Below are 24,305 nucleotides of genomic sequence, written 5' to 3'. Positions count from 1 at the left end.
CTGATCGCCCCGATCGCGATGGAAGAAGGTCTGCGCTTCGCAATCCGCGAAGGCGGCCGTACCGTCGGCGCCGGCGTGGTTGCCAAGATCATCGCCTAAGCAGTAATAGAGTCACATCGGGAGGAACGTTCCTGTTCCTCCCAACAATAGAGTGTTGCGCGGCGCACCCGCACCGCGTATAATGCTCGATTCAACTAGAAGTTTTTGTAGGGGCGTAGCTCAATTGGCAGAGCGTCGGTCTCCAAAACCGAAGGTTGGGGGTTCGATGCCCTCCGCCCCTGCCACCGAATTCGGTGCCAGGCACCCGAAAGTAAAATTAAGTATGTCTAATCAATCCGTGCAAACCGTCAGCACCTCGAACGACAAGTTCAAGGTTGCGCTGGCAGTGGTTGCTACGATTGCAGGCGTGGTTGGCTTTTTCATCCTGAAAGGCCAGAACAAACCAGCTCTGATGTGCGCAGGCGCACTCGTGGCTGGTTTGGTCGTTGCCGTCCTGCTGCTGTGGACTTCCGCTACCGGTCGCGACTTCCTGGGCTTCGCCAAAGAGTCTGTACGTGAAACGAAAAAGGTCGTCTGGCCGACCCGCAAGGAAGCGACCCAGATCACCGCCGTGGTATTCGGTTTTGTTCTGGTAATGGCGATCTTCCTGTGGGGCACGGATAAGATTCTTGAGTTCCTGATGTACGACGTGATCCTGGGGTGGAAACGATAATGAGCGAAAACGTGCAGCAAGATAACGTGCCGGGCGATGTCCCGGCACAAGACGCTGGTGCGCCGCTGAGTACTCCGGTCAGCAACAAGCGCTGGTACGTCGTACATGTCTACTCGGGCATGGAAAAGAGCGTCATGCGCGGCCTGACCGAGCGCATCGAGCGCGCCGGCATGCAGGAGCAGTTTGGCCAGATCCTGGTCCCGACCGAAGAAGTGGTCGAGGTCAAGAACGGCAGCAAATCGGTGTCCGAGCGCCGCTTCTTCCCGGGTTATGTGCTGGTCGAGATGGAAATGACCGATGAGTCCTGGCACCTCGTGAAGAACACGCCGAAAGTCACCGGCTTCATCGGCGGCAAGAGCAACAAGCCGACCCCGATCCCGGCCCGCGAAATCGACAAGATCATGCAGCAGGTCCAGGAGGGCGTCGAAAAGCCCCGGCCGAAAGTGCTGTACGAAGTGGGCGAGCAGGTGCGGATCAAGGAAGGCCCGTTCACCGACTTCAACGGCAACGTCGAGGAAGTCAACTACGAAAAATCGAAGGTGCGTGTCACTGTCACCATCTTCGGCCGCGCGACTCCGGTGGAACTGGAGTTCGGGCAGGTAGAGAAAGTCTAAAACGCCGAATCGGAGCGTCGCAGCAGCTAGGCGGAATCCGGTAAGAGGAGCTCCGCGTGGCGCTCCGAGCAAGCGTGGCGAGCGGCGGCAATGTTGGTCGAGAAGCGCAGCTGTACGAAGGTACAGCGAGCATCGCAGACCAAAAGTGCAACGCGCAGTAGCTTGATCGGGGTGCCACAGAGCGCTACCACTCAATCGAGAGATAGGAGCCATCATGGCAAAGAAAATCATCGGTTTTATCAAGCTGCAAGTGCCGGCTGGTAAAGCAAACCCGTCCCCTCCGATCGGCCCGGCCCTCGGCCAGCGCGGTCTGAACATCATGGAATTCTGCAAGGCGTTCAACGCCAAGACCCAAGGCATGGAGCCGGGCATGCCGATCCCGGTGGTGATCACCGCCTTCGCGGACAAGTCCTTCACCTTCGAGATGAAGACCCCGCCGGCGACCTACCTGATCAAGAAGTTCTCGGGCGTCACCAAAGGTTCGGCCAAGCCGCACACCGACAAGGTCGGCACCCTGACCCGTGCCCAGGCTGAAGAAATCGCAAAAACCAAACAGCCGGACCTGACCGCTGCCGACCTGGACGCCGCTGTGCGCGTCATCGCCGGCTCGGCACGTTCGATGGGCATCACGGTGGAGGGTATCTAAATGGCTAAGCTGTCCAAGCGCGTCAAAGAAATGAAAGCCAAAGTGGATCGTAACAAGGTCTACGCTTTCGACAACGCTGTTGCAATCGTCAAAGAATTCGCTACCGCCAAGTTCAACGAGTCGATCGACGTCGCCGTCCAGCTGGGCGTGGACCCGAAGAAGTCGGACCAGGTCGTTCGCGGTTCCGTGGTGCTGCCGGCTGGTACCGGCAAGACCGTCCGCGTCGCCGTGTTCGCACAGGGCGACAAGGCCGAGCAGGCTAAAGCCGCCGGCGCCGACATCGTCGGCATGGAAGACCTGGCAGAGCGCGTCAAGGCCGGCGACATGCCGTTCGACATCGTGATCGCTTCGCCGGACACCATGCGTATCGTCGGTACCCTGGGTCAGATCCTGGGCCCGCGCGGCCTGATGCCGAACCCGAAGGTCGGCACCGTGACCCCGGACGTCGCCACCGCCGTCAAGAACGCCAAGGCCGGTCAGGTCCAGTACCGTACCGACAAGGCTGGTATCGTGCACGCCACCATCGGCCGCAAGTCGTTCTCGGACGAACAGCTGAAGACCAACCTGGTCGCGCTGATCGACGCCCTGAACAAGGCCAAGCCGGCATCGTCGAAAGGCGTGTACCTGCGCAAGGTCGCCATCTCGTCGACCATGGGCGCTGGCGTCCGCGTCGACCAGGGCACCCTGGCTGCCTGATTAGCAAGTTTTAGTCCCTGCAGTTTCACCGCAGGGCAGATCTTTGGGCTGGCGGGGCAACCCGCCAGGCAATCAAAGACCGTTGGGCCGAATGCTACACCAAGGGGAAAGGACTTCAGTCCTGTCCCTCTGATCGTGGCAGGAGGTTAATAGATCACCCAACGCAGATGGCGAACCCGAACAAGTTTTGTAGTCGATGCTTTGTCGTACTTCTTAACTTCGGACGCCGTGTTCGAACCGATGCGGGGGATGTCCCTCACATCATTTAAGGAGATTGACCGTGGGTCTTAATCTGAATGACAAAAAGGTCGTCGTCGAAGAAGTTAGCGCAAAAGTAGCAACCGCGCAAACCATCGTCGTCGCCGAGTACCGTGGCATCCAGGTTAGTGCTCTGACGAAACTCCGTGCAAATGCTCGTTCGCAGGGTGTGTACCTGCGTGTTCTGAAGAACACGCTGGCACGTCGCGCTGTGGAAGGCACCCAGTTCGCACCGCTGGCTGAGACCATGGTTGGTCCGCTGATCTACTCGATCTCGGACGACGCCGTGGCAGCAGCCAAGGTGATCAGCGACTTCTCCAAGACCAACGACAAGCTGGTGGTCAAGGGCGGTAACTACGCTGGTAAGAACCTGGATGTCGCTGGCGTCAACGCGCTGGCAAGCATCCCGAGCCGTGAAGTCCTCATCGCCCAGCTGCTGGGCGTCATGCAGGCTCCGGTTTCCGGCTTCGCACGAGTTCTGGCTGCCGTGGCAGCACAAAAAGGCGAAGGTTCCGCAGCTCCGGCAGAAGCCGCAGCGGAACCGGCAGCGGCTGAATAAGCCAAGCCTTTTTGCTCAAGTACTAACTACACACTAAATATTGGAGTTTCAAATGGCAATTAGCAAAGAAGAGTTCCTGGACGCAGTTGGCGCAATGTCGGTCATGGAACTGAACGACCTGGTCAAGGCTTTCGAAGAGAAGTTCGGCGTGTCGGCAGCTGCAATGGCAGCTCCGGCAGCTGGCGGCGCCGCCGCTGGTGCACCGGCTGCTGAAGAGCAGACCGAATTCAACGTCGTGCTGGCTGAAGTCGGCGCGAACAAGGTCGGCGTCATCAAGGCCGTCCGCGAAATCACCGGCCTGGGCCTGAAAGAAGCCAAGGACCTGGTCGACGGCGCACCGAAGACCGTCAAGGAAGCCCTGCCGAAAGCTGACGCTGAAGCCGCCAAGAAGAAGCTGGAAGAAGCTGGCGCCAAGGCCGAGCTCAAGTAATACATATGCAATGGGCGCCGGCGACGGTGCCCAAAGCCGGAGTCAAAGCTTGCAGACCCCCGCCGGAAGGTGGGGTATGCGGCTTTGGCTCTTTTGTCGTCCCTGCGACAAACACGCATGACCCCTGCAGTAAGCAGTAGCAGCAGAAGTAATCGTAACACAGCAGTACCGGCTGTCCTTTATCACCAGATGGAGCGTGGCGAGTTTTGAGGCCTTGCATGTGGTGTCTTAACCACTGGCAATTCCTGAAGTCTCATCCCTTTCTGTCACTCACGGAGTGTCCATGCACTACTCATTTACTGAGAAGAAACGCATTCGCAAGTCGTTCGCGAAGCGCGCCAACGTTCACAACGTTCCCTATCTCCTGGCAACCCAGCTGGAGTCTTACGAGAATTTCCTGCAGGCGGACGCTGGTCCTTCCGCCCGCAAGAACGAAGGCCTGCAATCGGCTTTCAGCTCCATCTTCCCGATCGTGTCGCACAACGGTTTTGCGCGCCTCGAGTTCCTCTCTTACGTGCTGGGTGACCCCGCTTTCGACGTCAAGGAATGCCAACAACGTGGCCTGACCTTCGCGTCGCCGCTGCGCGCGAAAGTGCGCCTGGTGATTCTGGACAAGGAATCGCCGACCAAGCCGGTCGTGAAAGAGATGAAGGAACAGGAAGTGTACATGGGCGAACTGCCGCTCATGACCGCCAACGGCTCGTTCGTGATCAACGGCACCGAGCGCGTGATCGTCTCGCAGCTGCACCGCTCGCCGGGCGTGTTCTTCGAGCACGACCGCGGCAAGACCCACTCGTCAGGCAAGCTGCTGTTCTCGGCACGTATCATTCCGTACCGCGGCTCGTGGCTGGACTTCGAGTTCGACCCGAAGGACATCCTGTTCTTCCGCGTCGACCGCCGCCGCAAGATGCCGGTGACGATCCTGCTGAAAGCCATCGGCATGACGCCGGAGCAGATCCTCGCCAACTTCTTCGTGTTCGACAACTTCAACCTGCGCTCGGAAGGCGCGGAACTGGAATTCGTGGCCGAGCGCCTGCGCGGCGAAGTCGCGCGCTTCGACATCGTCGATCCGAAGACCGGCAAGACCATCGTCACTAAGGACAAGCGCATCAATGCCAAGCATGTGCGCGACATCGAAGCCGCCGGCATCACCTATATCTCGGTGCCGGAAGACTACCTGGTCGGCCGCGTGCTGGCCACCAACGTCGTCGACGGCGAAACCGGCGAGATCATCGCCAGCGCCAACGACGAGCTGACCGACGAGCTGCTGGGCAAGCTGCGCGACGCCAACATCGCGTCGATCCAGACCCTGTACACCAACGACCTGGACCAGGGCGCCTACATCTCGCAGACCCTGCGCACCGACGACACCGCCGACCAGACCGCCGCCCGCGTGGCGATCTACCGCATGATGCGTCCTGGCGAGCCGCCGACCGAAGAGTCGGTGGAAGCGCTGTTCAACGGCCTGTTCTACAGCCCGGAACGCTACGACCTGTCGGCCGTCGGCCGCATGAAGTTCAACCGCCGTATCGGCCGTGACGAACTGACCGGCGACATGACCCTGTCGAACGAAGACATCCTGGCCGTGATCAAGATCCTGGTCGAGCTGCGCAATGGCCGCGGCGAAGTCGACGACATCGACCACCTGGGCAACCGCCGCGTGCGTTGCGTGGGCGAACTGGCCGAAAACCAGTTCCGCGCCGGCCTCGTGCGCGTCGAGCGCGCCGTCAAGGAGCGCCTGGGCCAGGCCGAAGCCGACAACCTGATGCCGCACGACCTGATCAACAGCAAGCCGATCTCGGCCGCGATCCGCGAATTCTTCGGTTCGTCGCAGCTGTCGCAGTTCATGGACCAGACCAACCCGCTGTCGGAAATCACGCACAAGCGCCGTGTTTCCGCACTGGGCCCGGGCGGCCTGACCCGCGAACGCGCCGGCTTCGAAGTGCGCGACGTGCACCCGACCCACTACGGCCGCGTGTGCCCGATCGAAACGCCTGAAGGCCCGAACATCGGCCTGATCAACTCGCTGGCACTGTACGCCCGCCTGAACGAATACGGCTTCCTGGAAACCCCGTACCGCAAGGTCGAAGGTTCGAAAGTCACCGACAAGATCGAATACCTGTCGGCGATCGAAGAAGGCCGCTACATCATCGCCCAGGCAAACGCCGCGATCAACGAAGAAGGCCAGCTGGTCGACGAACTGGTGTCGGCACGTGAAGCCGGCGAAACCATCCTGGTCTCGCCGGAACGCATCCAGTACATGGACGTGGCCCCGGGCCAGGTCGTGTCGGTTGCCGCTTCGCTGATTCCGTTCCTCGAGCACGACGACGCGAACCGTGCACTGATGGGCGCCAACATGCAGCGCCAGGCCGTGCCTTGCCTGCGTCCGGAGAAAGCCTTCGTCGGTACCGGTATCGAGCGCACCGTGGCGGTCGACTCGGGCACCACCGTGCAGGCGACCCGTGGCGGCCTGGTCGATTACGTCGACGCCGGCCGCGTGGTGATCCGCGTGAACGACGACGAGGCGCAAGCCGGCGAAGTCGGTGTGGACATCTACAACCTGATCAAGTACACCCGTTCGAACCAGAACACCAACATCAACCAGCGTCCGATCGTGAAAGTGGGCGATCGCGTGGCACGCGGCGACGTCATCGCCGACGGCGCCTCGACCGACCTGGGCGAACTGGCGCTGGGCCAGAACATGCTGGTGGCGTTCATGCCGTGGAACGGCCTGAACTTCGAGGACTCGATCCTGATCTCGGAAAACGTCGTCAAGGACGACCGCTACACCTCGATCCACATCGAGGAACTGTCGGTGGTGGCCCGCGACACCAAATTAGGTCCCGAGGAGATCACCCGCGACATCTCGAACCTGGCGGAGAACCAGCTGGCTCGCCTGGACGAGTCGGGCATCGTCTACATCGGCGCCGAAGTGCAGGCCGGTGACGTGCTGGTCGGTAAGGTGACCCCGAAAGGCGAAACCCAGTTGACGCCGGAAGAGAAGCTGCTGCGCGCGATCTTCGGCGAAAAGGCGTCCGACGTGAAGGACACCTCGCTGCGCGTGCCGTCGGGCATGGTCGGTACCGTGATCGACGTGCAGGTCTTCACCCGCGAAGGCATCGTCCGCGACAAGCGCGCCCAGCAGATCATCGACGACGAGCTGAAGCGCTTCCGCCTGGACCTGAACGACCAGCTGCGCATCGTGGAAGGCGACGCCTTCCAGCGTCTGGAACGCCTGCTGGTCGGCAAGACCGTGAATGGCGGCCCGAAGAAGCTGGCCAAGGGCGCCGTGATCAGCAAGGAATACCTGGCTGACCTGGACAAGTTCCACTGGTTCGACATCAGGCCAAGCGACGACGAAACCGCCAACGCACTGGAGGCGATGAAGGAGTCGATCAACGAGAAGCGTCACCAGTTCGACCTGGCCTTCGAAGAGAAGCGCAAGAAGCTGACCCAGGGCGACGAGCTGCAGCCTGGCGTGCAGAAGATGGTCAAGGTCTACCTGGCCGTCAAGCGCCGCCTGCAGTCGGGCGACAAGATGGCGGGCCGCCACGGTAACAAGGGTGTGGTCTCGCGCATCGTGCCGGTGGAAGACATGCCGTTCATGGCCGATGGTACCCCGGCCGACGTCGTGCTGAACCCGCTGGGCGTGCCGTCGCGTATGAACGTCGGCCAGATCCTCGAAACCCACCTCGGTTGGGCGGCGAAGGGCCTGGGCCTGCGTCTGGGCGAAATGATCAAGGCCAAGGCACAGACCGAACAGCTGCGCGCCTTCCTGGGCAAGATCTACAACGAGACCGGCAAGTCGGAAGACCTGGACAGCTTCAGCGACGAGGAAATCGTCGAACTGGCGAACAACCTGAAGAACGGCGTGCCGTTCGCCACCCCGGTGTTCGACGGTGCGCACGAAAGCGAAATCCGCCGCATGCTGGACCTGGCGTTCCCGGACGAGATCGCGGCCCACCTGGGCATGACCCCGTCGAAGAACCAGGTCACGATGTACGACGGCCGCACCGGCGAAGCATTCGAGCGCAAGGTCACCGTCGGCTTCATGCACATGCTGAAACTGCACCACCTGGTCGACGACAAGATGCACGCCCGTTCGACCGGCCCGTACTCGCTGGTGACGCAGCAGCCGCTGGGTGGTAAAGCCCAGTTCGGTGGCCAGCGCTTCGGTGAGATGGAGGTGTGGGCACTGGAAGCCTACGGCGCGTCGTACGTGCTGCAGGAAATGCTGACCGTGAAGTCGGACGACGTGAATGGCCGTACCAAGGTGTACGAGAACCTGGTCAAGGGCGACCACGTGATCGATGCAGGTATGCCGGAATCGTTCAACGTGCTGGTGAAAGAGATTCGTTCGCTGGGTATCGATATCGATCTCGAGCGCAGCTAATAGCCAGTACCCGTCGTTCCCGCGAAGGCGGGAACCCAAGTACTTGGGCCCCCGCCTTCGCGGGGGCGACGACTGAAGTAAAGAATTCAATCACCCGGAGTGATAAATGAAAGCACTGCTCGATCTATTCAAGCAAGTTCAGCAAAACGAGAGCTTCGACGCCATCAAGATTGGCCTGGCGTCGCCCGAGAAAATCCGTTCGTGGTCGTACGGCGAAGTCAAGAAGCCGGAAACCATCAACTACCGTACGTTCAAGCCGGAGCGTGACGGCCTGTTCTGCGCCAAGATCTTTGGCCCGATCAAGGACTACGAGTGCCTGTGCGGCAAGTACAAGCGCCTGAAGCACCGCGGCGTGATCTGCGAGAAGTGCGGCGTCGAAGTTACCCTGGCCAAGGTGCGCCGTGAGCGCATGGGCCACATCGAGCTGGCCTCGCCGGTCGCCCACATCTGGTTCCTGAAGTCGCTGCCGTCGCGCCTGGGCATGGTCCTGGACATGACCCTGCGCGACATCGAGCGCGTCCTGTACTTCGAAGCATACGTCGTGACCGATCCGGGCATGACCCCGCTGAAGAAGTGCCAGATCATGTCGGAAGACGACTACGCCGCCAAGTACGAAGAGTACGGCGACGACTTCACCGCATTCATGGGCGCCGAAGGCATCCGTGAACTGCTGCGCTCGATCGACATCGACCGCGAAGCCGAAGCGCTGCGCGTCGAACTGAAAGAGTCGAAGTCGGAAGCGAAGATCAAGAAATACGCCAAGCGCCTGAAGGTGCTCGAGGCATTCCAGCGTTCGGGCATCAAGCCGGAATGGATGATCATGGAAGTGCTCCCGGTGCTGCCGCCGGAGCTGCGTCCGCTCGTCCCGCTGGATGGCGGCCGTTTCGCGACCTCCGACCTGAACGACCTGTACCGCCGCGTCATCAACCGTAACAACCGCCTGAAGCGCCTGATGGAACTGCGCGCTCCGGAAATCATTACGCGTAACGAGAAGCGCATGCTGCAGGAAGCAGTGGACTCGCTGCTGGACAACGGCCGTCGCGGCAAGGCGATGACCGGCGCCAACAAGCGTCCGCTGAAGTCGCTGGCCGAAATGATCAAGGGTAAGGGCGGCCGTTTCCGTCAGAACCTGCTGGGCAAGCGCGTCGACTACTCGGGCCGTTCGGTCATCGTGGTGGGTCCGCAGCTGAAACTGCACCAGTGCGGCCTGCCGAAGCTGATGGCCCTGGAACTGTTCAAGCCGTTCATCTTCAACAAGCTGGAACTGATGGGTCTCGCGACCACCATCAAGGCCGCCAAGAAGCTGGTCGAGCAACAGGAGCCGGTGGTCTGGGACATCCTGGAAGAAGTCATCAAAGAGCACCCGGTCATGCTGAACCGTGCGCCGACCCTGCACCGTCTGGGTATCCAGGCGTTCGAGCCGGTGCTGATCGAAGGCAAGGCGATCCAGCTGCACCCGCTGGTTTGCGCGGCGTTCAACGCCGACTTCGACGGTGACCAGATGGCAGTCCACGTCCCGCTGTCGATCGAAGCGCAGATGGAAGCCCGCACCCTGATGCTGGCTTCGAACAACATCCTGTTCCCGTCGAACGGCGAGCCGTCGATCGTCCCGTCGCAGGATATCGTGCTGGGTCTGTACTACGCGACCCGCGAAGCGATCAACGCCAAGGGCGAAGGCATGCTGTTCCCGGACGTGTCGGAAGTCATCCGCGCGTACGACAACAAGGAAGTCGAGCTGGCGACCCGCATCACCGTGCGTATCGTCGAGTTCCCGAAGAACGCCGAAGGCGGCTTCGACCAGACCCTGACCCGCTACGAGACCACGGTCGGCCGTGCGATCCTGTCCGAGATCCTGCCGAAAGGCCTGCCGTTCTCGGTGCTGAACCGCGCGCTGAAGAAGAAGGAAATCTCGAAGCTGATCAACACCTCGTTCCGCAAGTGCGGCCTGCGTGCGACCGTCGTGTTTGCCGACAAGCTGATGCAGTCGGGCTTCCGCCTGGCGACCCGCGCCGGTATCTCGATCGCCGTGGACGACATGCTGATCCCGGACGTCAAGAAGACCATGATCGCGACCGCCGAAGCGGAAGTGAAGCAGATCGAGCAGCAGTACGCCTCGGGTCTGGTCACCGCCGGCGAGCGTTACAACAAGGTCGTCGACATCTGGGGCAAGACCTCGGACGAAGTCGGCAAGGCGATGATGGACCAGCTGAAAGTGGAACCGGTCGTCAAGCGCGACGGCACCCACGGCACCCAGGAATCGTTCAACGCGATTTACATGATGGCCGACTCGGGCGCCCGTGGTTCGGCAGCCCAGATCCGCCAGCTGGCCGGTATGCGAGGCCTGATGGCGAAACCGGACGGCTCGATTATCGAGACGCCGATTACCGCGAACTTCCGCGAAGGCCTGAACGTTCTGCAGTACTTCATCTCGACGCACGGCGCCCGTAAGGGTCTGGCCGACACCGCGCTGAAGACCGCGAACTCGGGTTACCTGACCCGCCGCCTGGTCGACGTGACCCAGGACCTGGTGGTGATCGAGGACGATTGCGGCACCACCAACGGCACGCACATGAAGGCGATGGTCGAAGGCGGTGAAGTCATCGAGCCGCTGCGCGACCGTATCCTCGGCCGCGTCGCAGGCACCGACATCGTCAATCCGGAAACCCAGGAGACGCTGTACGAAGCCGGCACGCTGCTGGACGAAGACATGGTCGAAGAGATCGAGCGCGTCGGTATCGATGAAGTCAAGGTCCGCACCCCGCTGAACTGCGACACCCGTTATGGCCTGTGCGCGAAGTGCTACGGCCGTGACCTGGGCCGCGGCCTGCTGGTGAACGCCGGCGAAGCCGTCGGCGTGGTCGCCGCACAGTCGATCGGTGAGCCGGGTACCCAGCTGACCATGCGTACCTTCCACATCGGTGGTGCGGCATCGCGTGCTGCGGTGGCATCGTCGGTCGAAGCCAAGTCGAACGGCACGGTCCGCTTCACCGCGACCATGCGTTACGTCACCAACGGCAAGGGCGCCCAGATCGTCATTTCGCGTTCGGGCGAAGTGCTGATCACGGACGACCACGGCCGCGAGCGCGAGCGTCACAAGGTGCCGTACGGCGCGACCCTGGCCGTGCATGACGGCATGACCGTGAAGGCAGGCATGCCGCTGGCCACCTGGGACCCGCTGACCCGTCCGATCATCACCGAGTACGCCGGTACGATCAAGTTCGAGAACGTGGAAGAGGGCGTCACCGTCGCTCGCCAGGTGGACGAGGTCACCGGCCTGTCGACCCTGGTGGCGATCGACCCGAAACGCCGCGGTTCCGGCAAGGTCAATCGTCCGCAGGTGAAACTGCTGAACGAAGAAGGCCAGGAAGTGAAGATCGCCGGCACCGAGCACGCCGTGACGATCGGCTTCCAGGTCGGCGCGCTGATCATGGTGAAGGACGGCCAGCAGGTGTCGGTGGGTGAAGTGCTTGCACGTATCCCGACCGAGTCGCAGAAGACCCGTGACATTACCGGTGGTCTGCCGCGCGTTGCCGAGCTGTTCGAAGCCCGTTCGCCGAAAGATGCCGGCATGCTGGCGGAAGTCACCGGTACGGTCGCCTTCGGTAAGGAAACCAAGGGCAAGCAGCGCCTGGAAATCACCGACATGGACGGCAACAAGCACGAGTTCCTGATCACCAAGGACAAGCAAGTGCTGGTGCACGACGGCCAGGTGGTGAACAAGGGCGAGATGATCGTGGACGGCCCGGCCGATCCGCAGGACATCCTGCGCCTGCTGGGTATCGAAGCGCTGGCCCGCTACATCGTCGACGAAGTGCAGGACGTGTACCGTCTGCAGGGCGTGAAGATCAACGACAAGCACATCGAGGTGATCGTTCGCCAGATGCTGCGCCGTGTCCAGATCGTCGAAGCCGGCGACACCGACTACATCGTCGGCGAGCAGGTCGAGCGTTCGGAACTGCTGGAAGAGAACGACCGCGTGACGGCCGCAGGCAAGCTGCCGGCGACCTACGAGAACGTTCTGCTGGGTATTACCAAGGCATCGCTGTCGACCGACTCGTTCATCTCGGCCGCATCGTTCCAGGAAACCACCCGCGTGCTGACCGAAGCGGCGATCATGGGCAAGCGCGATGGTCTGCGCGGCCTGAAGGAAAACGTGATCGTCGGCCGCCTGATCCCTGGCGGTACCGGCCTGGCCTTCCACCGCGCCCGCAAGGAGAAAGAGCAGTGGGAAGCAGAAGAGCGCCAGCAGCTGCTGCAGCAGGAGAAGGCCAACATGGCTGCCGAGCTGCAGGCGATGGAAGACCAGCAGCAGGCTGCGGCTTCGATCGAGCAGCATCACGGCGACGGCGAGTGATGTTCGCTTCAGCTTCTAGCCGCTGATAACGGCTGATGAGAGAACGGCACCTTCGGGTGCCGTTTTTTTTTCTGCCTGCGGCGCGCCAGGCGCTTTTTTCAGTTCGCTTGTGTCCTGAGCCTGCCTACCGTCGCGTGCACGAGTTCCTTGACCTGCGCGCAGCTCAGCCTTGCCAGTTCGCGAAGATCGCGGGTCTTGCCGGCGTCCTGCGCCACCAGATAGCCGAGGTAATAGCCGCGGCGCTTGGGCAGTGTGCCGGCATTGCCGCTGCCGTAGAACAGGCCGGCGTAGGTCTCGTCGTCGGTGTTGTCGAGCACGCTTTCCAGCTGGGCCAGCGCCGCCGGCAGCACGGCACGGGTCTGCGCCGCCATGTGGTTGGGCACGTCGAGCAGCAGTTCCTGCTCGTCGGCGTCCGGATTCAGCACCTTCGACACGTGCACCGCCAGCCCTTCCTTCCACAAGTGCGCCCAGATGCCGGCATCCTCGCATTCCTGCATCAGGGGACGATGGTAGACGTGGAAGAGCTCGTGGTGGAAGAAGGCGCTTTCCTTGCCCTTGCCGTGGTATTTCACCATGCCGTCCACGCCGAAGATCATCACGGGCTTGCCGCCGATCTCGCGCATGCCGCCGTCCATTTCGCCCAGCGCGTGCAAGACGTAGATGTCCTCCGGCGGCTGGAAATCCGGGAACGCAGCCTTGAACGTGGCCATGTAGCCAGGCAGTTGGCCACCGAACTCCCTGGCCTTCCTGAGGTAGTCGGTCCGGATGGCGGAGAAGTCCCTGATGGCGCCTTCGATGCGCTGGTCGTACTGCAGCGGAGTGAGCTGCCCCTTGAAGCGCCGGACGTCATAAAAGCCGGGGTAGGTGGGCGCGACCTGCGCCCTGAACGCCGCCAGCTGTTCGGCCGCCGGCTTGTCCTTGTTCGCATCCCAGAATTCCGCGAACGCCATCGCGGAATTGTGCAGGTGCGGCTTCTGGTCCGGCACGGCAGCCAGGGCAACGGACGATATGGCGAGGGCAAGGGCGGTCGATAACAAGCGCATGGCAATTCCCATCAGTGAATAAAAAAACAATGCTCCCATGGGGCATGTTCCAATGCAAGATCTGGAATGGCGACGGTGCCGTAGGTACAATGATTTATCCAGTTTACAGGATTTTGAATTCCTATATACTGGACTTTATGGACATCAACCACCTCATCGCCCAGCGCCTGCGTGAACTGCGCGACACCCAGGGCCTTTCGCTCGCCGTCTTGGCCGAACGCAGCGGCGTCAGCAAATCCAACATCTCGCTGATCGAGCGCGGCGAAAGCAGCGCCACCGCCACCGTGCTGGACAAGCTGAGCGCCGCCCTCGGCGTCACGGTCGCCTCGCTGTTCGAGAAGCCTGTCGAAGATGCACCGTCGCCCGTCGCGCGCCTGAAAGACCAGCCGGTATGGACCGACCCCGGCTCCGGCTACGTGCGCCGCAACTTGTCCCCAGGCGTGTACTCGCCGATCCAGCTGGTCGAAGTGAACTTCCCGGCCGGCCAGCGCGTCGCTTATGAAACCAGCGCGCGCGACGTCGACGTCCACCAGCAGGTCTGGATCATCGACGGCACGATGGAAGTCACCGTCGGCGACGCGCTGTGGACGCTCGACGCCGGCGACTGCCTGGCGATGCGCCTCGACCAGCCGATCGCGTATCACAACCCGACCGCCAGGCCGGCGCGCTATCTCGTCGCGCTGGTCTCGCAGGCACACAAACCACCGAGGAGAGACGTATGACGAACGACGTCACCGTGCGCCTGCTGGGCGCCGATGAAGCTCAGGAAAGCATCGGCCAGCTGGCCGACGTGCTGCTCGATTGCGTGGAAGGCGGGGCCTCGGTGAGCTTCATGCTGCCGATGGCGCGCGAGAAGGCGCTGCGCTTCTGGCAGGACGTCGCCGACGGTATCGCGCGCGGCGAGCGTACCCTGCTCGTGGCCGAGGACGGCCAGGGCATCGTCGGCACCGTCCAGCTGATCACGGACATGCCGGAAAACCAGCCGCACCGCGCCGACGTCGCCAAGCTGCTGGTGCACCGGCGTGCGCGCGGCGCGGGGATCGGCCGGCGCCTGATGGAAGCGGTGGAAGAGGCGGCGCGCGGGCAGGGCAGGCGGGTGCTGGTGCTCGATACGGCCAGCGCCACCGCCGAGCGGCTGTACGAGCGCCTGGGCTGGCAGCGCGCCGGGGTGGTGCCGGATTATGCGTACATGCCGGATGGGGCGCTGTGTGCGACGACGTTCTTCTACAAGCAGGTCTGAGCCACCGCGAGAACACTACGGCAGCTTCGTCATCAGCAGCTTCCTGAGCGAGGTGTCGTTCGGATAGATGACATCGGTGATCCGTGGCCCATTGCGCGTCTGCGCGAGCAGGTACTGGATCGTGATCCGCTCCCCATTTGACGGATAGCGGAAGCTGACGACAACCTTATTGCTAGCTTCCGCCTTGATGCTGAGATCCGCCGCATCGGGATCCTGTGACGCATGGAGCAGGTCGAAATCGAGATTGCAGATCTCCTGTGTCCTGGTGACGCACTGCCGTTCCTTTTCCAGCAGCGTGACCAGGGAGGCGTCGAAATATTTGCGGAGGGTAGCGCGGCTTTGCTCGAAGATTGCTTTGCGCCGATCCGCTTCCGGGGTATCGCACTTCGGGGCAGATACCGACGGGCCTAGGCAGCCGAATTCCTCGTACAAGACATTGATAAGCTGCTCCGTCGGCGCGGAGCCCTCTGCTGCCGCGGCATGAGAGCATAGCCCCAACAGGAGGGTTGCCAGAAAAGCCTGCAGAGTTTGCAGCTTGGGCATGTGCGCGTCCATCAGCAAACAATCCCGCCAATACTTTTCCCGTTGCGGAGGTCGAAGCCGAAATTGCACGAGTAATCTCCTTCGGCAGTCCGCATACAGAACAGGTTGTCGTTATCCCTCGCGCGTACCCGCGTTCCGCTGCCTGCCGTGCACACATCCTTCTTGTCCGGACCCAGTGCGTCAAACAGTTCGCGGGCTGCTTCCCCGGTAATGGAAAACATGACTTTCCTGTCTTTCGCCGTCGGCGCTACCGGATCGCCCAGTCCTCCGCCATAGATCCGGTAGACGCCTTCGAGTTTCCGATGAGGCCCCAGTACCTGGTCTGCTCCGACTGCAGCCGCCGTTGCGCCGAGCATCAGGATGAAAACGAAAGCAGCTTTCTTCATCATTTAGCCTCAGGAAGTTGGACATGAAAATGGTCGGAATGACGCTTGGCTGGAGTGACGTGCGGGATTAAAAGATCGTTGAACAGCACGACTTTTAGCACTGCGTTCCGCCTGAAGAGATCGATCAATTTCGCCGTGGCCGCTCTGTCGTATTGGGCGTCGTGGATTGAGCAGGGAAGACGGCGGCCATCCTTGCGTACTGGCCGGACGTCGACTTCGAGGCCGCTACGATGGGTCATGTGATCGGGATGTTTGGCGCCATCGGCCAGACTGATATTACCGATTCCGAATTTGCGCTCGTCGATTGCCGCCCACGCCGCGGCCACCAAACCGATCAGCGTAATTAGCCGTGGATGAGCGTACTGGCTGCGGCCCTGATCGGGCGTGCCGTAGGTGTAGTACCCGCCTCCTTCATATCCTTGCGGGAGCATGAAGAATTTTCGCGAGTCTTGAACGGGTGGAGTTGGCATGAAATGTCCTTTCAAAGGCAGAATCACAGCCATCAATTCTTCGCCAAAACGACTCCGCAAGCGGTGAGACGGCTCAAGCAATGCCCCGCAGTAGAGTCCGTTCTCCCGTACACCCTCAACCGTAGCGATGGCATACACTATCCTCGCAATTTTCCTGTCACTGCCACCCGAAGCACCCTGAAAGGAGACGGTATGAAAAGCACGAACACCAAAGCCGCCCTGCTGGCCTGCACCTTCGCCGCAGCCGCTGTCCCCACCCTCAGCGCCCAAGCCCAAACCCAGACCCAAGCCTCAGCCCCGACCCTCACGACATCCGCCGACAAGCTGCAAGCCCCCATGACCCTGGTCACCCCGGCCGGCACCGGCAAGATGATCGGCACGGTCACGATCACGGAGTCGCCGAACGGCCTCGTGTTCACCCCGGCCCTGACCGACCTGCCGGCGGGACCGCACGGCTACCACGTGCATGAAACCGGCAGCTGCGCGGTCAATGAAAAGGATGGGAAGAAGGTCGCGGCAGGCGCCGCCGGCGGGCACTATGACCCGAACGGCACCAGGCAGCACCTTGGCCCCACCGGCAGTGGCCACATGGGCGACCTGCCGCCGCTGGTGGTGGGCGGCGACGGCCGCGCCACCGTTGCGGTGACGGCGCCGCGCCTGAGCAAGCTGGCCGAGGTCAAGGGCAAGGCCCTGATGATCCACGCCGGCGGCGACAACTACGCCGACAAGCCGGCGCCGCTGGGCGGCGGGGGCGAGCGCATCGCCTGCGGCGTGATCCAGTAAGCAAAACGCCACGGCAGCCGGGGCAATGTAAAATTAAGCATTACTCGTATGCATTGATTTAACAATGCCTGCTATGATGGATCGCTGAGCCGACTGTCCGGCTTGCTCCTGCCTCTAAATACTATGCCTTGGCCATTCGACCTTGCCGCGTGTGCAGACACCCCGCTACAGAACGTCAGCGCGATGGAACTGCAGATGCGGCGTCTTCCCTGGGAGACGACCGCGGTCGGCCCGGTCGAGTCCTGGCCGTTCAGCCTGAAACTTGCCGTCCGAACACTGCTCGACTGCCAGTTGCCCATGTACCTGGTCTGGGGCGAACAGTTCCTGGAGTTCTACAACGACGCTTACGTCCCCGTCATCGGCGACAAGAAAGAGGCCCGGATCGGCGGCGATGCGCGCCGCACCTGGGCTGAAATCTGGTCGACCATCGGTCCGATGTTCGAGCGCGTCAGGCAAGGGGAGCCCGTGGGCTACCGTGACCTGCCCTTGTCGATCAACCGCTACGGCTACTTCGAGACCTGCTACTTCACGTTCTCGTACAGCCCGGTCTACGACGAATCGCAGCGGGTCGGCGGCGTCCTGGCGACCTTCGTCGAAACCACTCATACCGTCATGGCCGAGCGCCGCCAGGCCTTCCAGCTCGAACTGGCCGACATCGTGCGCCGCGAAACCGAGGCGTCTGCGCTGCTGCGGGCCACTGGACGCCATGTGAGCGCCTATGCCGCCGGCGCGGCGGCGATCTATGCGACGGTCGACCATGCGTCGCACGCCGCGGTGATCCGCGAACAGTGGCGCGACGGCGCGCCGGACGGCGAACCCGGACGCACGGTGCCGCTCGAGATGCTCGCGTTCGGACGCGCCGCCCAGCTGATGCGCGGCGAAACCGTGTGCGTGCCGGATATCTCCGGCGACGGCATCCCGGGCTTCGACGCCTGGCTGGCGCAGGGCATCGGCGCCGGCATCGCCGTGCCGCTGATGGACGACGCCGGCCGGCTCGATGCGGTGATGGCGCTGCAGGCCCCGGCCGCGCAGCGCTGGGAAGCGGCCGAGATCCACCTGATCGAAGACAGCGCCCGCCGCACCTGGGAAGCGCTGCGCCGCATCCGCGCCGAACAGGCGCTGCGCGAAGAAACCCGCGTGCTGGAGCTGATGAAAGACGCGACCGAGAAGCTGGCTTCGACCATCGACCTGCAGCCGCTGATGCAGGCGATCACCGATGCCGCCACCCAGCTCACGGGTGCGGAGTTCGGGGCTTTCTTCCACAACGGCACCGACGACAACGGCGACGCCTACCTGCTCTACACCCTGAGCGGCGCGCCGCGCGAGGCGTTCGAGAATTTCGGCCAGCCGCGCCCGACCAAGGTGTTCGGCCCGACCTTCTACGGCAGCGCGCCGGTCCGCAGCGACGACATCACCAGGGATCCGCGCTACGGGTCGATGGGGCCGCACCACGGCATGCCGCCCGGCCACCTGCCGGTGCGCAGCTACCTGGCGGCGTCGGTGGTGTCGCGCTCGGGCGAGGTGATCGGCGGCCTGTTCTTCGGGCACTCGACGCCGGGCGTGTTCAGCGCGCGCACCGAAGAGCTGATCGGCACCTTCGCCGGCCAGGCCGCGATCGCGATCGACAACGCGCGCCTGTACGACATGGCGCAGAAGGCGGCCCAGGAGCGCGAAAGCCTGCTGGCCAGCGAACGCGCCGCGCGCGCCGAGGCCGAGCGCCACAACAAGATGAAGGACGAGTTCCTGGCGATGCTGGCGCACGAGCTGAGGAATCCGCTGGCGCCGATCACCAGCGCCGCCCAGCTGCTGCGCCTGCCGGACGTGAACGAGGGCCTGCGCCTGAAGGCCAGCAACATCATCTCGCGCCAGGTACGCCACATGACGGAGCTGGTCGACGACCTGCTCGACGTCTCGCGCGTCACGCGCGGCCTGGTCAAGCTCGAGACCGAAGTGCTCGACCTGAACAAGGTGGCGATGGCCGCCATCGAGCAGGCCCGCCCGCACATCGAGGAGCGCCGGCACGCGCTGGTGGTCGACCTGCCCGCCGACCCGGTGCAGGTCGAGGGCGACCGCACACGCCTGATCCAGGTGCTGGTCAACCTGCTCAACAATTCCGCAAAGTACACCCCGGCCGGCGGCAGGATCACCCTGTCCGTGACCAGCGATGGCCTGTCGAGCGAGGTGCGGGTGTGCGACAACGGCAGCGGCATCGACGCCCAGCTGCTGCCGCACGTGTTCGACCTGTTCACCCAGGCCGACCGCGCGCCCGACCGCTCGCAGGGCGGTCTCGGCATCGGCCTGGCGCTGGTCAAGAGCATCGTGCGCATGCATGACGGCAGCGTGTCGGCCCACAGTGGCGGCGCCCAGCAGGGCACGACCATGACGGTCACGCTGCCGCTCGCCCAGGCCCAGGCGCGGGACGGCGAGGCGCCGCGCCCGGCCGGTATCGCCGGCGAGACCCGGCCGCTGCTGATCACGATCGTCGACGACAACCTCGATGCCGGGCATTCGCTGGCGGTGCTGCTGCGCGCCCATGGCCACGAGGTGCAGGTCTACGAGAACGGGTCGGCCACGCTGCGCGCGGCCGCGATCGGGGGCACCGAAGTCTTCATCCTCGACATCGGCCTGCCCGACATGACCGGCTACGAACTGGCGCGCCGCCTGCGCCGCCAGCCCGGCCACGCCGGCGCCATGTTCGTGGCGCTGACCGGCTACGGCCAGGAGCGCGACCGCGAACTGTCGCGCCAGGCCGGCTTCGACCATCACCTGGTCAAGCCGGTCGATATCGCCAAGCTGACGCAGATTCTGGGGGCCGCGCCTAAATCCGTCGTGGCATGAACTAGCGTCGTGCCGGCGCAGGCGGGACCCGTGAATGAACGTCGTCCCCGCGAAGGCGGGGACCCATGAATTCACGTCGTCCCCGCGCAGGCGGGGACCCATGAATTAACGTCGTCCCCGCGCAGGCGGGGATCCAAGTTTGTCGGCGTTAACGTGATGCCTGCAGAACTTGGGTCCCCGCCTGCGCGGGGACGACGGATGATGCAGGGACGACGGTGATGGCTTACTTGCCCGCCGCGCGCGCCTTGGCGAACTGGTCGCCCGGTTTCCATGCCGGCATGGCCGGCGCATCGGCCACCATGCGGCCCAGGTTCAGCGTGTACTGCGCCTGCTGCACCATGCCGGACAGGTCCCAGTTCGGATCGTATTCGTCGCTGACCTGGTGGTAGCGCGGGCCGTAGGCCTTGCGCTTGGCGTCGTTGGCCTCCTTGTCCTTCAGCCAGTCATGGCCGCCCGAGATCGAGAACGCCGGCACGCCGGCCTTGGCGAAGCTGAAGTGGTCGCTGCGGAAGTAGCCGCCGCCCAGGTCCGGATGGGCCGGCGCCACCGCCAGCTTCATCGCCTTCGCGGTGGCGGCCGCCATCGCGCTCAGGGTGCTGCGTTCGCTGCCCTGCACGCCGATGTCCCGGGCCGCGGTGACGAAGTTCAAGCTGTCCAGGTTGAGGGCCGCCGCCGTTTTATCCAGTGGCCAGAGCGGGCGGGCGGCATAGGCCGCGCTGCCCAGCAGGCCCTGTTCTTCGGCCGCCACCCACAGGAACATCTGGCTGCGCCTGGCCGGGTGGCGTACCGCTTCCTGGGCCATCGCCAGCAGGCCGGCGCTGCCCGATGCGTTGTCGACGGCGCCGTTGTAGATGGTGTCGCCCTTGCCCGGATCGCCCTGCATGCCCAGGTGGTCCCAGTGCGCGCTGTAGATCACCAGTTCGTCCTTCAGCTTCGGATCCGTGCCGGGCACGATGCCGGCCACGTTGAACTGCTCCAGCGTGCGCACTGCGGCCTTGCTCTGGCCCTGCACGCGGGCGTTCAGCGCGACCGGCTTGAAGGATTTGTCTTCGGCGGCGGCGCGCAGCTTGTCGAGGTCCTGGCCGGCAGCCGCGAACAGGGTGCGCGCGCTGGCGTCGGTCAGCCAGCCCTGCATGCCGGTGCCGAGGTCGGCGTCGGCCAGCTGGAAGCGCTCGGCGGTCCAGCTGTTCTGCACCACGCTCCAGCCATACGAGGCCGAGGCGTCGGTGTGGATCAGGAGCACCCCGGCGGCGCCGCGGCGCGCGGCTTCCTCGAATTTATAGGTCCAGCGGCCGTAGTAGGTCAGGCCCTTGCCATTGAAGCGGTTCGGTTCGGCGGCGGTCGGGGCCGGGTCGTTGACCAGCATGACCAGCACCTTGCCTTTGGCGTCCAGGCCTTTGTAGTCGTCCCAGCCGCCTTCTTCCGGCGCGCTGATGCCATAGCCGACGAACACCAGTTCGGCGTCCATGTCGTGCACCGGTTTGGCATCGCCCGGCGCCCATACCCAGTCCCTGGCGAAGCTGAGCGGGAGCGGCTTGCCGTCCGCGACCAGCGCCACCGAGCTGTCCTGCGGCTGCGCCTTCACGCCGGCGATGCGGACGCTCTGGCGGTAGCTGCCGTGGTTGGCCGGCAGCAGGCCGGCTGCCATGGCCTGGGTCTCCAGGTAGGTGACGGTCAGCTCGCCGCCGCGCTGGCCGGTGCCGCGGCCTTCCAGGACATCCGAGGACAGGAAGGCCAGGTGGGCGCGCAGCGGGCCTTCCTGGACGGTGGCGGCGGTGGCGGCAGGCTTTGCGGCGTGGGCGGAAAAGGCCAGCGCCAGGCTGGCGGCGAGGGTGGTGTGGACGATCTTGTGCATGGATTCCTGGTGCGAGAATGGATCGAGAACGCGTGGATGGGCAGCGCGGCCATTCTAGCGGAATAAGAGCACGTCGGCGGAGATCGTGGTGCCGGTCTGCGGCAGCAGCCGCGGGAGCATCCGCGGCGGACGCACCGGCAGGTCGCGTTCGGGAAGCCCCGGCATGCGCTCCTGGATGAACACCATGAAGCCCGGATCGCCGACCAGGTCGAAGGCGAAATGCAGGTCGCGGTCCTGCATGCCGTGCAGGTCCAGCTTCCATCCGCGGTAGCGGCGGTTGGTCAGCACGCGGCCGTTGACGCTGGTCTTCAGGGTATCGGCGCCGATCAGGCGCAGCACGAGTTCGGGGGCGCGGTTCTCCGAGCGCAGCAGGAATTCGACGTGGCGCACGGCGCCGCCGCGCCGGTCCTTCTCGATGATCAGGTGCGGGTAGGCGATGCTGTCGTCGCGCTTGGCCGACGCGTACCACACAGGGGGAGAACCATCGCCGAGCAGGTAGGGCAACTGGTAGGGATGCCGGGTGTTCGGGAAGATCGCGCGCGTCCAGGCATCCAGCGGCACCGGCGGATACAGCCAGAAGGCTTGCCAGCTCGGGGTGTCCTTGAAGTACACCAGCCGGTTCGGTTGCGGCAGCTCGGGCGGCGTCGGGCTGCTGCGGTGGGCCAGCGCCAGGCAGGCGCAGACGCCCAGCAGCAGCGGCCGCACCACCAGGCGCGCGCCCACCTCGGCCAGCAGCGGCCCGCACAGGGCCGGCAGGCAGCAGGCCAGGCTGGACGGCAGCACCAGCCAGGCAGGGGAGACGAACAGCAGGCTGTCGCGCGCCGCCGGCAGGATCAGCAGCGCGGCGGGCACGGCGGCCAGCAGCAGCACGGCCAGCCTGCGCATGCGCGTCCACGTGCGCGCGCGGCGGCCGGACAGCAGCAGCCAGGCTGCCTGCGCGGCCAGCAGCGGCCAGGCCAGCACATGGCTCGCGCCCGGCGCGAACCAGCTGGCGCCGAGCAGGGCGATGTTCAGGGCGCACATCGCGCCCAGCGCCGCCGCCGCGGCGCCGATCCGCGCCTGCAGGGTGCGCTGCAGGGCGATGAAGGCGCTGACCGGCAGCAGCGTGAAGGCGAGCAGCTGCCAGCGCACGCCGGCCTCCAGCCCCGGCCCCTGGGCCAGCAGCCCGGCATCGTAGCGCGGCGCCAGCCCGGGCAGCGCATCGCGGACCAGCCAGGCGGCGCAGGCGGCCAGCACCGTCGCCGCCAGGCACCCGAAGGCGCCATGCACGATGTCGGTGAGGTCGATCGCCTGTCGCCGGATGCCGGTGCGGCAGGCGGCCACGCACAGCAGGCAGGCCAGCACGCTGAGGGGCCACACCATGAGATAGGAATAGTGCAGCATGCCCAGGCCGGGCAGGGCGAAGAACACCTGGCCGCGCGCGCCGCCCGTGCCGGGCTGGGGCAGGGCGGCCGAGCCGAAGTGGCGCAGCAGGGCCAGCATGGTGTCGCCTTCGTGCTGCAGGCTGGCGCTGTCGAGGCGCTCGGGCACGTCCCAGGCGCCGCCGCCCAGCGGGCCGGCGGCGGTGGCGAAATGCAGCACGGGCAACCGCGGCCCCGGCCCCGCGAGCAGGGCTGCGCCCTGGTGCTGCGGCAGCCGGGCGTACAGCTCACCCATGAAGGACGAGCCCTGCGGATCGGGAGCCAGCTTCGCCCAGGCCGACAGCGCGAAGCCGTCGGCGCGGTCGGCGCCGATCAGCTGCAGCGCGCCGCGGTTGCCCGGGTTGTCGAAGCGCAGTGCGACCCCGGCGCGTTTCGCCCACGGGTGCGACTGCGCGAAGCCGCGCGTGCCCAGGGCCTGGCCGGCATCGCCGTCGGTGAACACGACCAGCAGGTCGTTGTCGAGCGGCGGACCGGCCTGCAGCACGCGCAGGGTTTCCAGCAGCGCGGCGCTGGAAGCCGCGCCGTCGGCCGCGCCCAGCGTGGCGTTGCCGGAATCGTATTGGGCCACCGCCAGCACCGCCGGCCTGCCGGCATGGCCCGATACCATGCCCGGCTTCTTCACGACCACGTTGTGGACCTCGGCCAGGGTCACGCGCACATTGGCGGTGAGGTCGGAAGACGCCGTCTGCGCCATCGCCGTTTGCACTTCCGGCTCCAGGCCGATCGCGCGCAATCGGGCCAGCAGGTAGTCGCGCGCCTGCGCGTTGGCGTGGCTGCCGATCGGGCGCGGCGCCGCCGCCAGCGCGCGCACGTGGGCCTGGGCGCGGACGGCGGAAAAGCCGGCGGCGGAGGGCGCGCCGCCGGGCCTGGATGGCATCGGGAAGTGGCGCGGGGCCAGCGCCAGCCAGGCCAGCAGCGCGCCAAGCAGGCATGCGGCGGCGAAGCCCTGGCGTCCGCTGGCGGCGGGCAGGGCGGAGTCGTGGGACATCCGGGTCTCCAGCAAAAAAAAGCCCGCCAGGCTGAGGAGCGGAGGCGGGCAAAGAAGGGTTCTGTCTAGGTACTCG

Annotated in this window: 19 protein-coding genes and 1 tRNA gene; 14 read left to right on the top strand and 6 right to left on the bottom strand. The window is 64.4% G+C overall.

Translation table 11 applies throughout. From position 1 onward, the window contains the following. The 10 genes from AC3A6M_RS21915 to rpoC form a co-directional block, all read left to right on the top strand. On the top strand, positions 1–99 hold a 99-nt coding region (locus AC3A6M_RS21915; protein WP_486329168.1), incomplete at its 5' end, for an EF-Tu C-terminal domain-related protein. A gap of 109 nt (positions 100–208) precedes the next feature. Beyond that, positions 209–284: transfer RNA gene (locus AC3A6M_RS21910), tRNA-Trp, on the top strand. Between the two features lie 38 nt (positions 285–322). Continuing rightward, positions 323–712, top strand: a complete 390-nt coding sequence (gene secE / locus AC3A6M_RS21905) for a preprotein translocase subunit SecE (protein ID WP_487854833.1) — start codon at positions 323–325, stop codon at positions 710–712. Further along, the gene (gene nusG / locus AC3A6M_RS21900) at positions 712–1,326 is read left to right on the top strand and encodes a transcription termination/antitermination protein NusG (protein WP_487854832.1); all 615 of its coding nucleotides are present in this window, start codon (positions 712–714) and stop codon (positions 1,324–1,326) included. Before secE ends, nusG begins: the two co-directional genes overlap by 1 nt. Before the next feature lie 214 nt (positions 1,327–1,540). Further along, the gene (gene rplK, locus AC3A6M_RS21895) at positions 1,541–1,972 is read left to right on the top strand and encodes a 50S ribosomal protein L11 (RefSeq protein ID WP_435573370.1); all 432 of its coding nucleotides are present in this window, start codon (positions 1,541–1,543) and stop codon (positions 1,970–1,972) included. After that, positions 1,973–2,668, top strand: coding sequence for a 50S ribosomal protein L1 (gene rplA, locus AC3A6M_RS21890; protein WP_487854831.1), 696 nt, complete (start codon positions 1,973–1,975; stop codon positions 2,666–2,668). It abuts the gene before it with no gap. A 280-nt stretch (positions 2,669–2,948) separates the two neighbouring features. Next, complete coding sequence (rplJ, locus tag AC3A6M_RS21885; protein ID WP_487854830.1) at positions 2,949–3,485, top strand: 50S ribosomal protein L10; 537 nt, start codon at positions 2,949–2,951, stop codon at positions 3,483–3,485. 52 nt (positions 3,486–3,537) lie between these two features. Continuing rightward, entirely contained in the window at positions 3,538–3,915 is a 378-nt protein-coding gene (gene rplL, locus AC3A6M_RS21880) for a 50S ribosomal protein L7/L12 (protein WP_135190423.1), read from the top strand. 283 nt (positions 3,916–4,198) lie between these two features. Further along, entirely contained in the window at positions 4,199–8,308 is a 4,110-nt protein-coding gene (rpoB, locus tag AC3A6M_RS21875; RefSeq protein ID WP_487854829.1) for a DNA-directed RNA polymerase subunit beta, read from the top strand. A gap of 106 nt (positions 8,309–8,414) precedes the next feature. Then, complete coding sequence (rpoC, locus tag AC3A6M_RS21870) at positions 8,415–12,662, top strand: DNA-directed RNA polymerase subunit beta' (RefSeq protein ID WP_487854828.1); 4,248 nt, start codon at positions 8,415–8,417, stop codon at positions 12,660–12,662. Positions 12,663–12,760: 98 nt separating this feature from the next. Here the strand turns inward: rpoC and AC3A6M_RS21865 are convergent, their stop codons facing one another. Continuing rightward, positions 12,761–13,705, bottom strand: coding sequence for a DUF2268 domain-containing putative Zn-dependent protease (locus tag AC3A6M_RS21865; protein WP_487854827.1), 945 nt, complete (start codon positions 13,703–13,705; stop codon positions 12,761–12,763). Positions 13,706–13,842: 137 nt separating this feature from the next. Here AC3A6M_RS21865 and AC3A6M_RS21860 point away from each other — a divergent pair, with 137 nt between their 5' ends. Together AC3A6M_RS21860 and AC3A6M_RS21855 are read left to right on the top strand one after the other, a co-directional pair. Next, positions 13,843–14,427 (top strand): helix-turn-helix domain-containing protein, encoded by a 585-nt coding sequence (locus tag AC3A6M_RS21860; RefSeq protein ID WP_487854826.1) that lies wholly within the window; start codon positions 13,843–13,845, stop codon positions 14,425–14,427. After that, entirely contained in the window at positions 14,424–14,945 is a 522-nt protein-coding gene (locus tag AC3A6M_RS21855) for an N-acetyltransferase family protein (RefSeq protein ID WP_487854825.1), read from the top strand. Before AC3A6M_RS21860 ends, AC3A6M_RS21855 begins: the two co-directional genes overlap by 4 nt. Before the next feature lie 15 nt (positions 14,946–14,960). Here the strand turns inward: AC3A6M_RS21855 and AC3A6M_RS21850 are convergent, their stop codons facing one another. The 3 genes from AC3A6M_RS21850 to AC3A6M_RS21840 are packed head-to-tail and all read right to left on the bottom strand — an operon-like array spanning position 14,961 to position 16,377. Further along, positions 14,961–15,488 (bottom strand): hypothetical protein, encoded by a 528-nt coding sequence (locus AC3A6M_RS21850; protein WP_487854824.1) that lies wholly within the window; start codon positions 15,486–15,488, stop codon positions 14,961–14,963. Between the two features lie 11 nt (positions 15,489–15,499). After that, the gene (locus tag AC3A6M_RS21845) at positions 15,500–15,877 is read right to left on the bottom strand and encodes a hypothetical protein (RefSeq protein WP_487854823.1); all 378 of its coding nucleotides are present in this window, start codon (positions 15,875–15,877) and stop codon (positions 15,500–15,502) included. Continuing rightward, positions 15,874–16,377 carry a hypothetical protein gene (locus AC3A6M_RS21840; protein ID WP_487854822.1) on the bottom strand — a complete coding sequence of 168 codons (504 nt, stop codon included), beginning with the start codon at positions 16,375–16,377 and terminating at the stop codon, positions 15,874–15,876. Before AC3A6M_RS21840 ends, AC3A6M_RS21845 begins: the two co-directional genes overlap by 4 nt. Positions 16,378–16,536: 159 nt before the next feature. Here AC3A6M_RS21840 and sodC point away from each other — a divergent pair, with 159 nt between their 5' ends. Both sodC and AC3A6M_RS21830 read left to right on the top strand, forming a co-directional pair. Beyond that, positions 16,537–17,127: a superoxide dismutase [Cu-Zn] SodC gene (gene sodC / locus AC3A6M_RS21835; protein ID WP_487854821.1), complete on the top strand. Its 591-nt coding sequence runs from the start codon at positions 16,537–16,539 to the stop codon at positions 17,125–17,127. 195 nt (positions 17,128–17,322) lie between these two features. After that, positions 17,323–19,965, top strand: a complete 2,643-nt coding sequence (locus AC3A6M_RS21830) for a hybrid sensor histidine kinase/response regulator (protein WP_487854820.1) — start codon at positions 17,323–17,325, stop codon at positions 19,963–19,965. 223 nt (positions 19,966–20,188) lie between these two features. Here AC3A6M_RS21830 and AC3A6M_RS21825 read toward each other — a convergent pair whose 3' ends face one another. Next, the gene (locus tag AC3A6M_RS21825; protein ID WP_487854819.1) at positions 20,189–21,820 is read right to left on the bottom strand and encodes a M28 family peptidase; all 1,632 of its coding nucleotides are present in this window, start codon (positions 21,818–21,820) and stop codon (positions 20,189–20,191) included. A 54-nt stretch (positions 21,821–21,874) separates the two neighbouring features. Further along, positions 21,875–24,229 carry a M28 family peptidase gene (locus AC3A6M_RS21820; protein WP_487854818.1) on the bottom strand — a complete coding sequence of 785 codons (2,355 nt, stop codon included), beginning with the start codon at positions 24,227–24,229 and terminating at the stop codon, positions 21,875–21,877. Between the last annotated feature and the right edge of the window lie 76 nt (positions 24,230–24,305).

Source organism: Telluria sp. Soil_C_11 (assembly GCF_057657395.1).
Note: the sequence above shows the minus strand (reverse complement) of the source record. Positions and strands in the feature narration are given on the sequence as shown.

Excerpts from the sequence above, each read along its gene's own strand:
- secE (WP_487854833.1), top strand. The coding sequence starts at position 323 with ATGTCTAATCAATCCGTGCAAACCGTCAGCACCTCGAACGACAAGTTC.
- nusG (WP_487854832.1), top strand. The coding sequence starts at position 712 with ATGAGCGAAAACGTGCAGCAAGATAACGTGCCGGGCGATGTCCCGGCA.
- rplK (WP_435573370.1), top strand. The coding sequence starts at position 1,541 with ATGGCAAAGAAAATCATCGGTTTTATCAAGCTGCAAGTGCCGGCTGGT.
- rplA (WP_487854831.1), top strand. The coding sequence starts at position 1,973 with ATGGCTAAGCTGTCCAAGCGCGTCAAAGAAATGAAAGCCAAAGTGGAT.
- rplL (WP_135190423.1), top strand. The coding sequence starts at position 3,538 with ATGGCAATTAGCAAAGAAGAGTTCCTGGACGCAGTTGGCGCAATGTCG.
- rpoB (WP_487854829.1), top strand. The coding sequence starts at position 4,199 with ATGCACTACTCATTTACTGAGAAGAAACGCATTCGCAAGTCGTTCGCG.
- rpoC (WP_487854828.1), top strand. The coding sequence starts at position 8,415 with ATGAAAGCACTGCTCGATCTATTCAAGCAAGTTCAGCAAAACGAGAGC.
- AC3A6M_RS21865 (WP_487854827.1), bottom strand. The coding sequence starts at position 13,705 with ATGCGCTTGTTATCGACCGCCCTTGCCCTCGCCATATCGTCCGTTGCC.
- AC3A6M_RS21860 (WP_487854826.1), top strand. The coding sequence starts at position 13,843 with ATGGACATCAACCACCTCATCGCCCAGCGCCTGCGTGAACTGCGCGAC.
- AC3A6M_RS21855 (WP_487854825.1), top strand. The coding sequence starts at position 14,424 with ATGACGAACGACGTCACCGTGCGCCTGCTGGGCGCCGATGAAGCTCAG.
- AC3A6M_RS21850 (WP_487854824.1), bottom strand. The coding sequence starts at position 15,488 with ATGCCCAAGCTGCAAACTCTGCAGGCTTTTCTGGCAACCCTCCTGTTG.
- AC3A6M_RS21845 (WP_487854823.1), bottom strand. The coding sequence starts at position 15,877 with ATGATGAAGAAAGCTGCTTTCGTTTTCATCCTGATGCTCGGCGCAACG.
- AC3A6M_RS21840 (WP_487854822.1), bottom strand. The coding sequence starts at position 16,377 with ATGGCTGTGATTCTGCCTTTGAAAGGACATTTCATGCCAACTCCACCC.
- sodC (WP_487854821.1), top strand. The coding sequence starts at position 16,537 with ATGAAAAGCACGAACACCAAAGCCGCCCTGCTGGCCTGCACCTTCGCC.
- AC3A6M_RS21830 (WP_487854820.1), top strand. The coding sequence starts at position 17,323 with ATGCGGCGTCTTCCCTGGGAGACGACCGCGGTCGGCCCGGTCGAGTCC.
- AC3A6M_RS21825 (WP_487854819.1), bottom strand. The coding sequence starts at position 21,820 with ATGCACAAGATCGTCCACACCACCCTCGCCGCCAGCCTGGCGCTGGCC.
- AC3A6M_RS21820 (WP_487854818.1), bottom strand. The coding sequence starts at position 24,229 with ATGTCCCACGACTCCGCCCTGCCCGCCGCCAGCGGACGCCAGGGCTTC.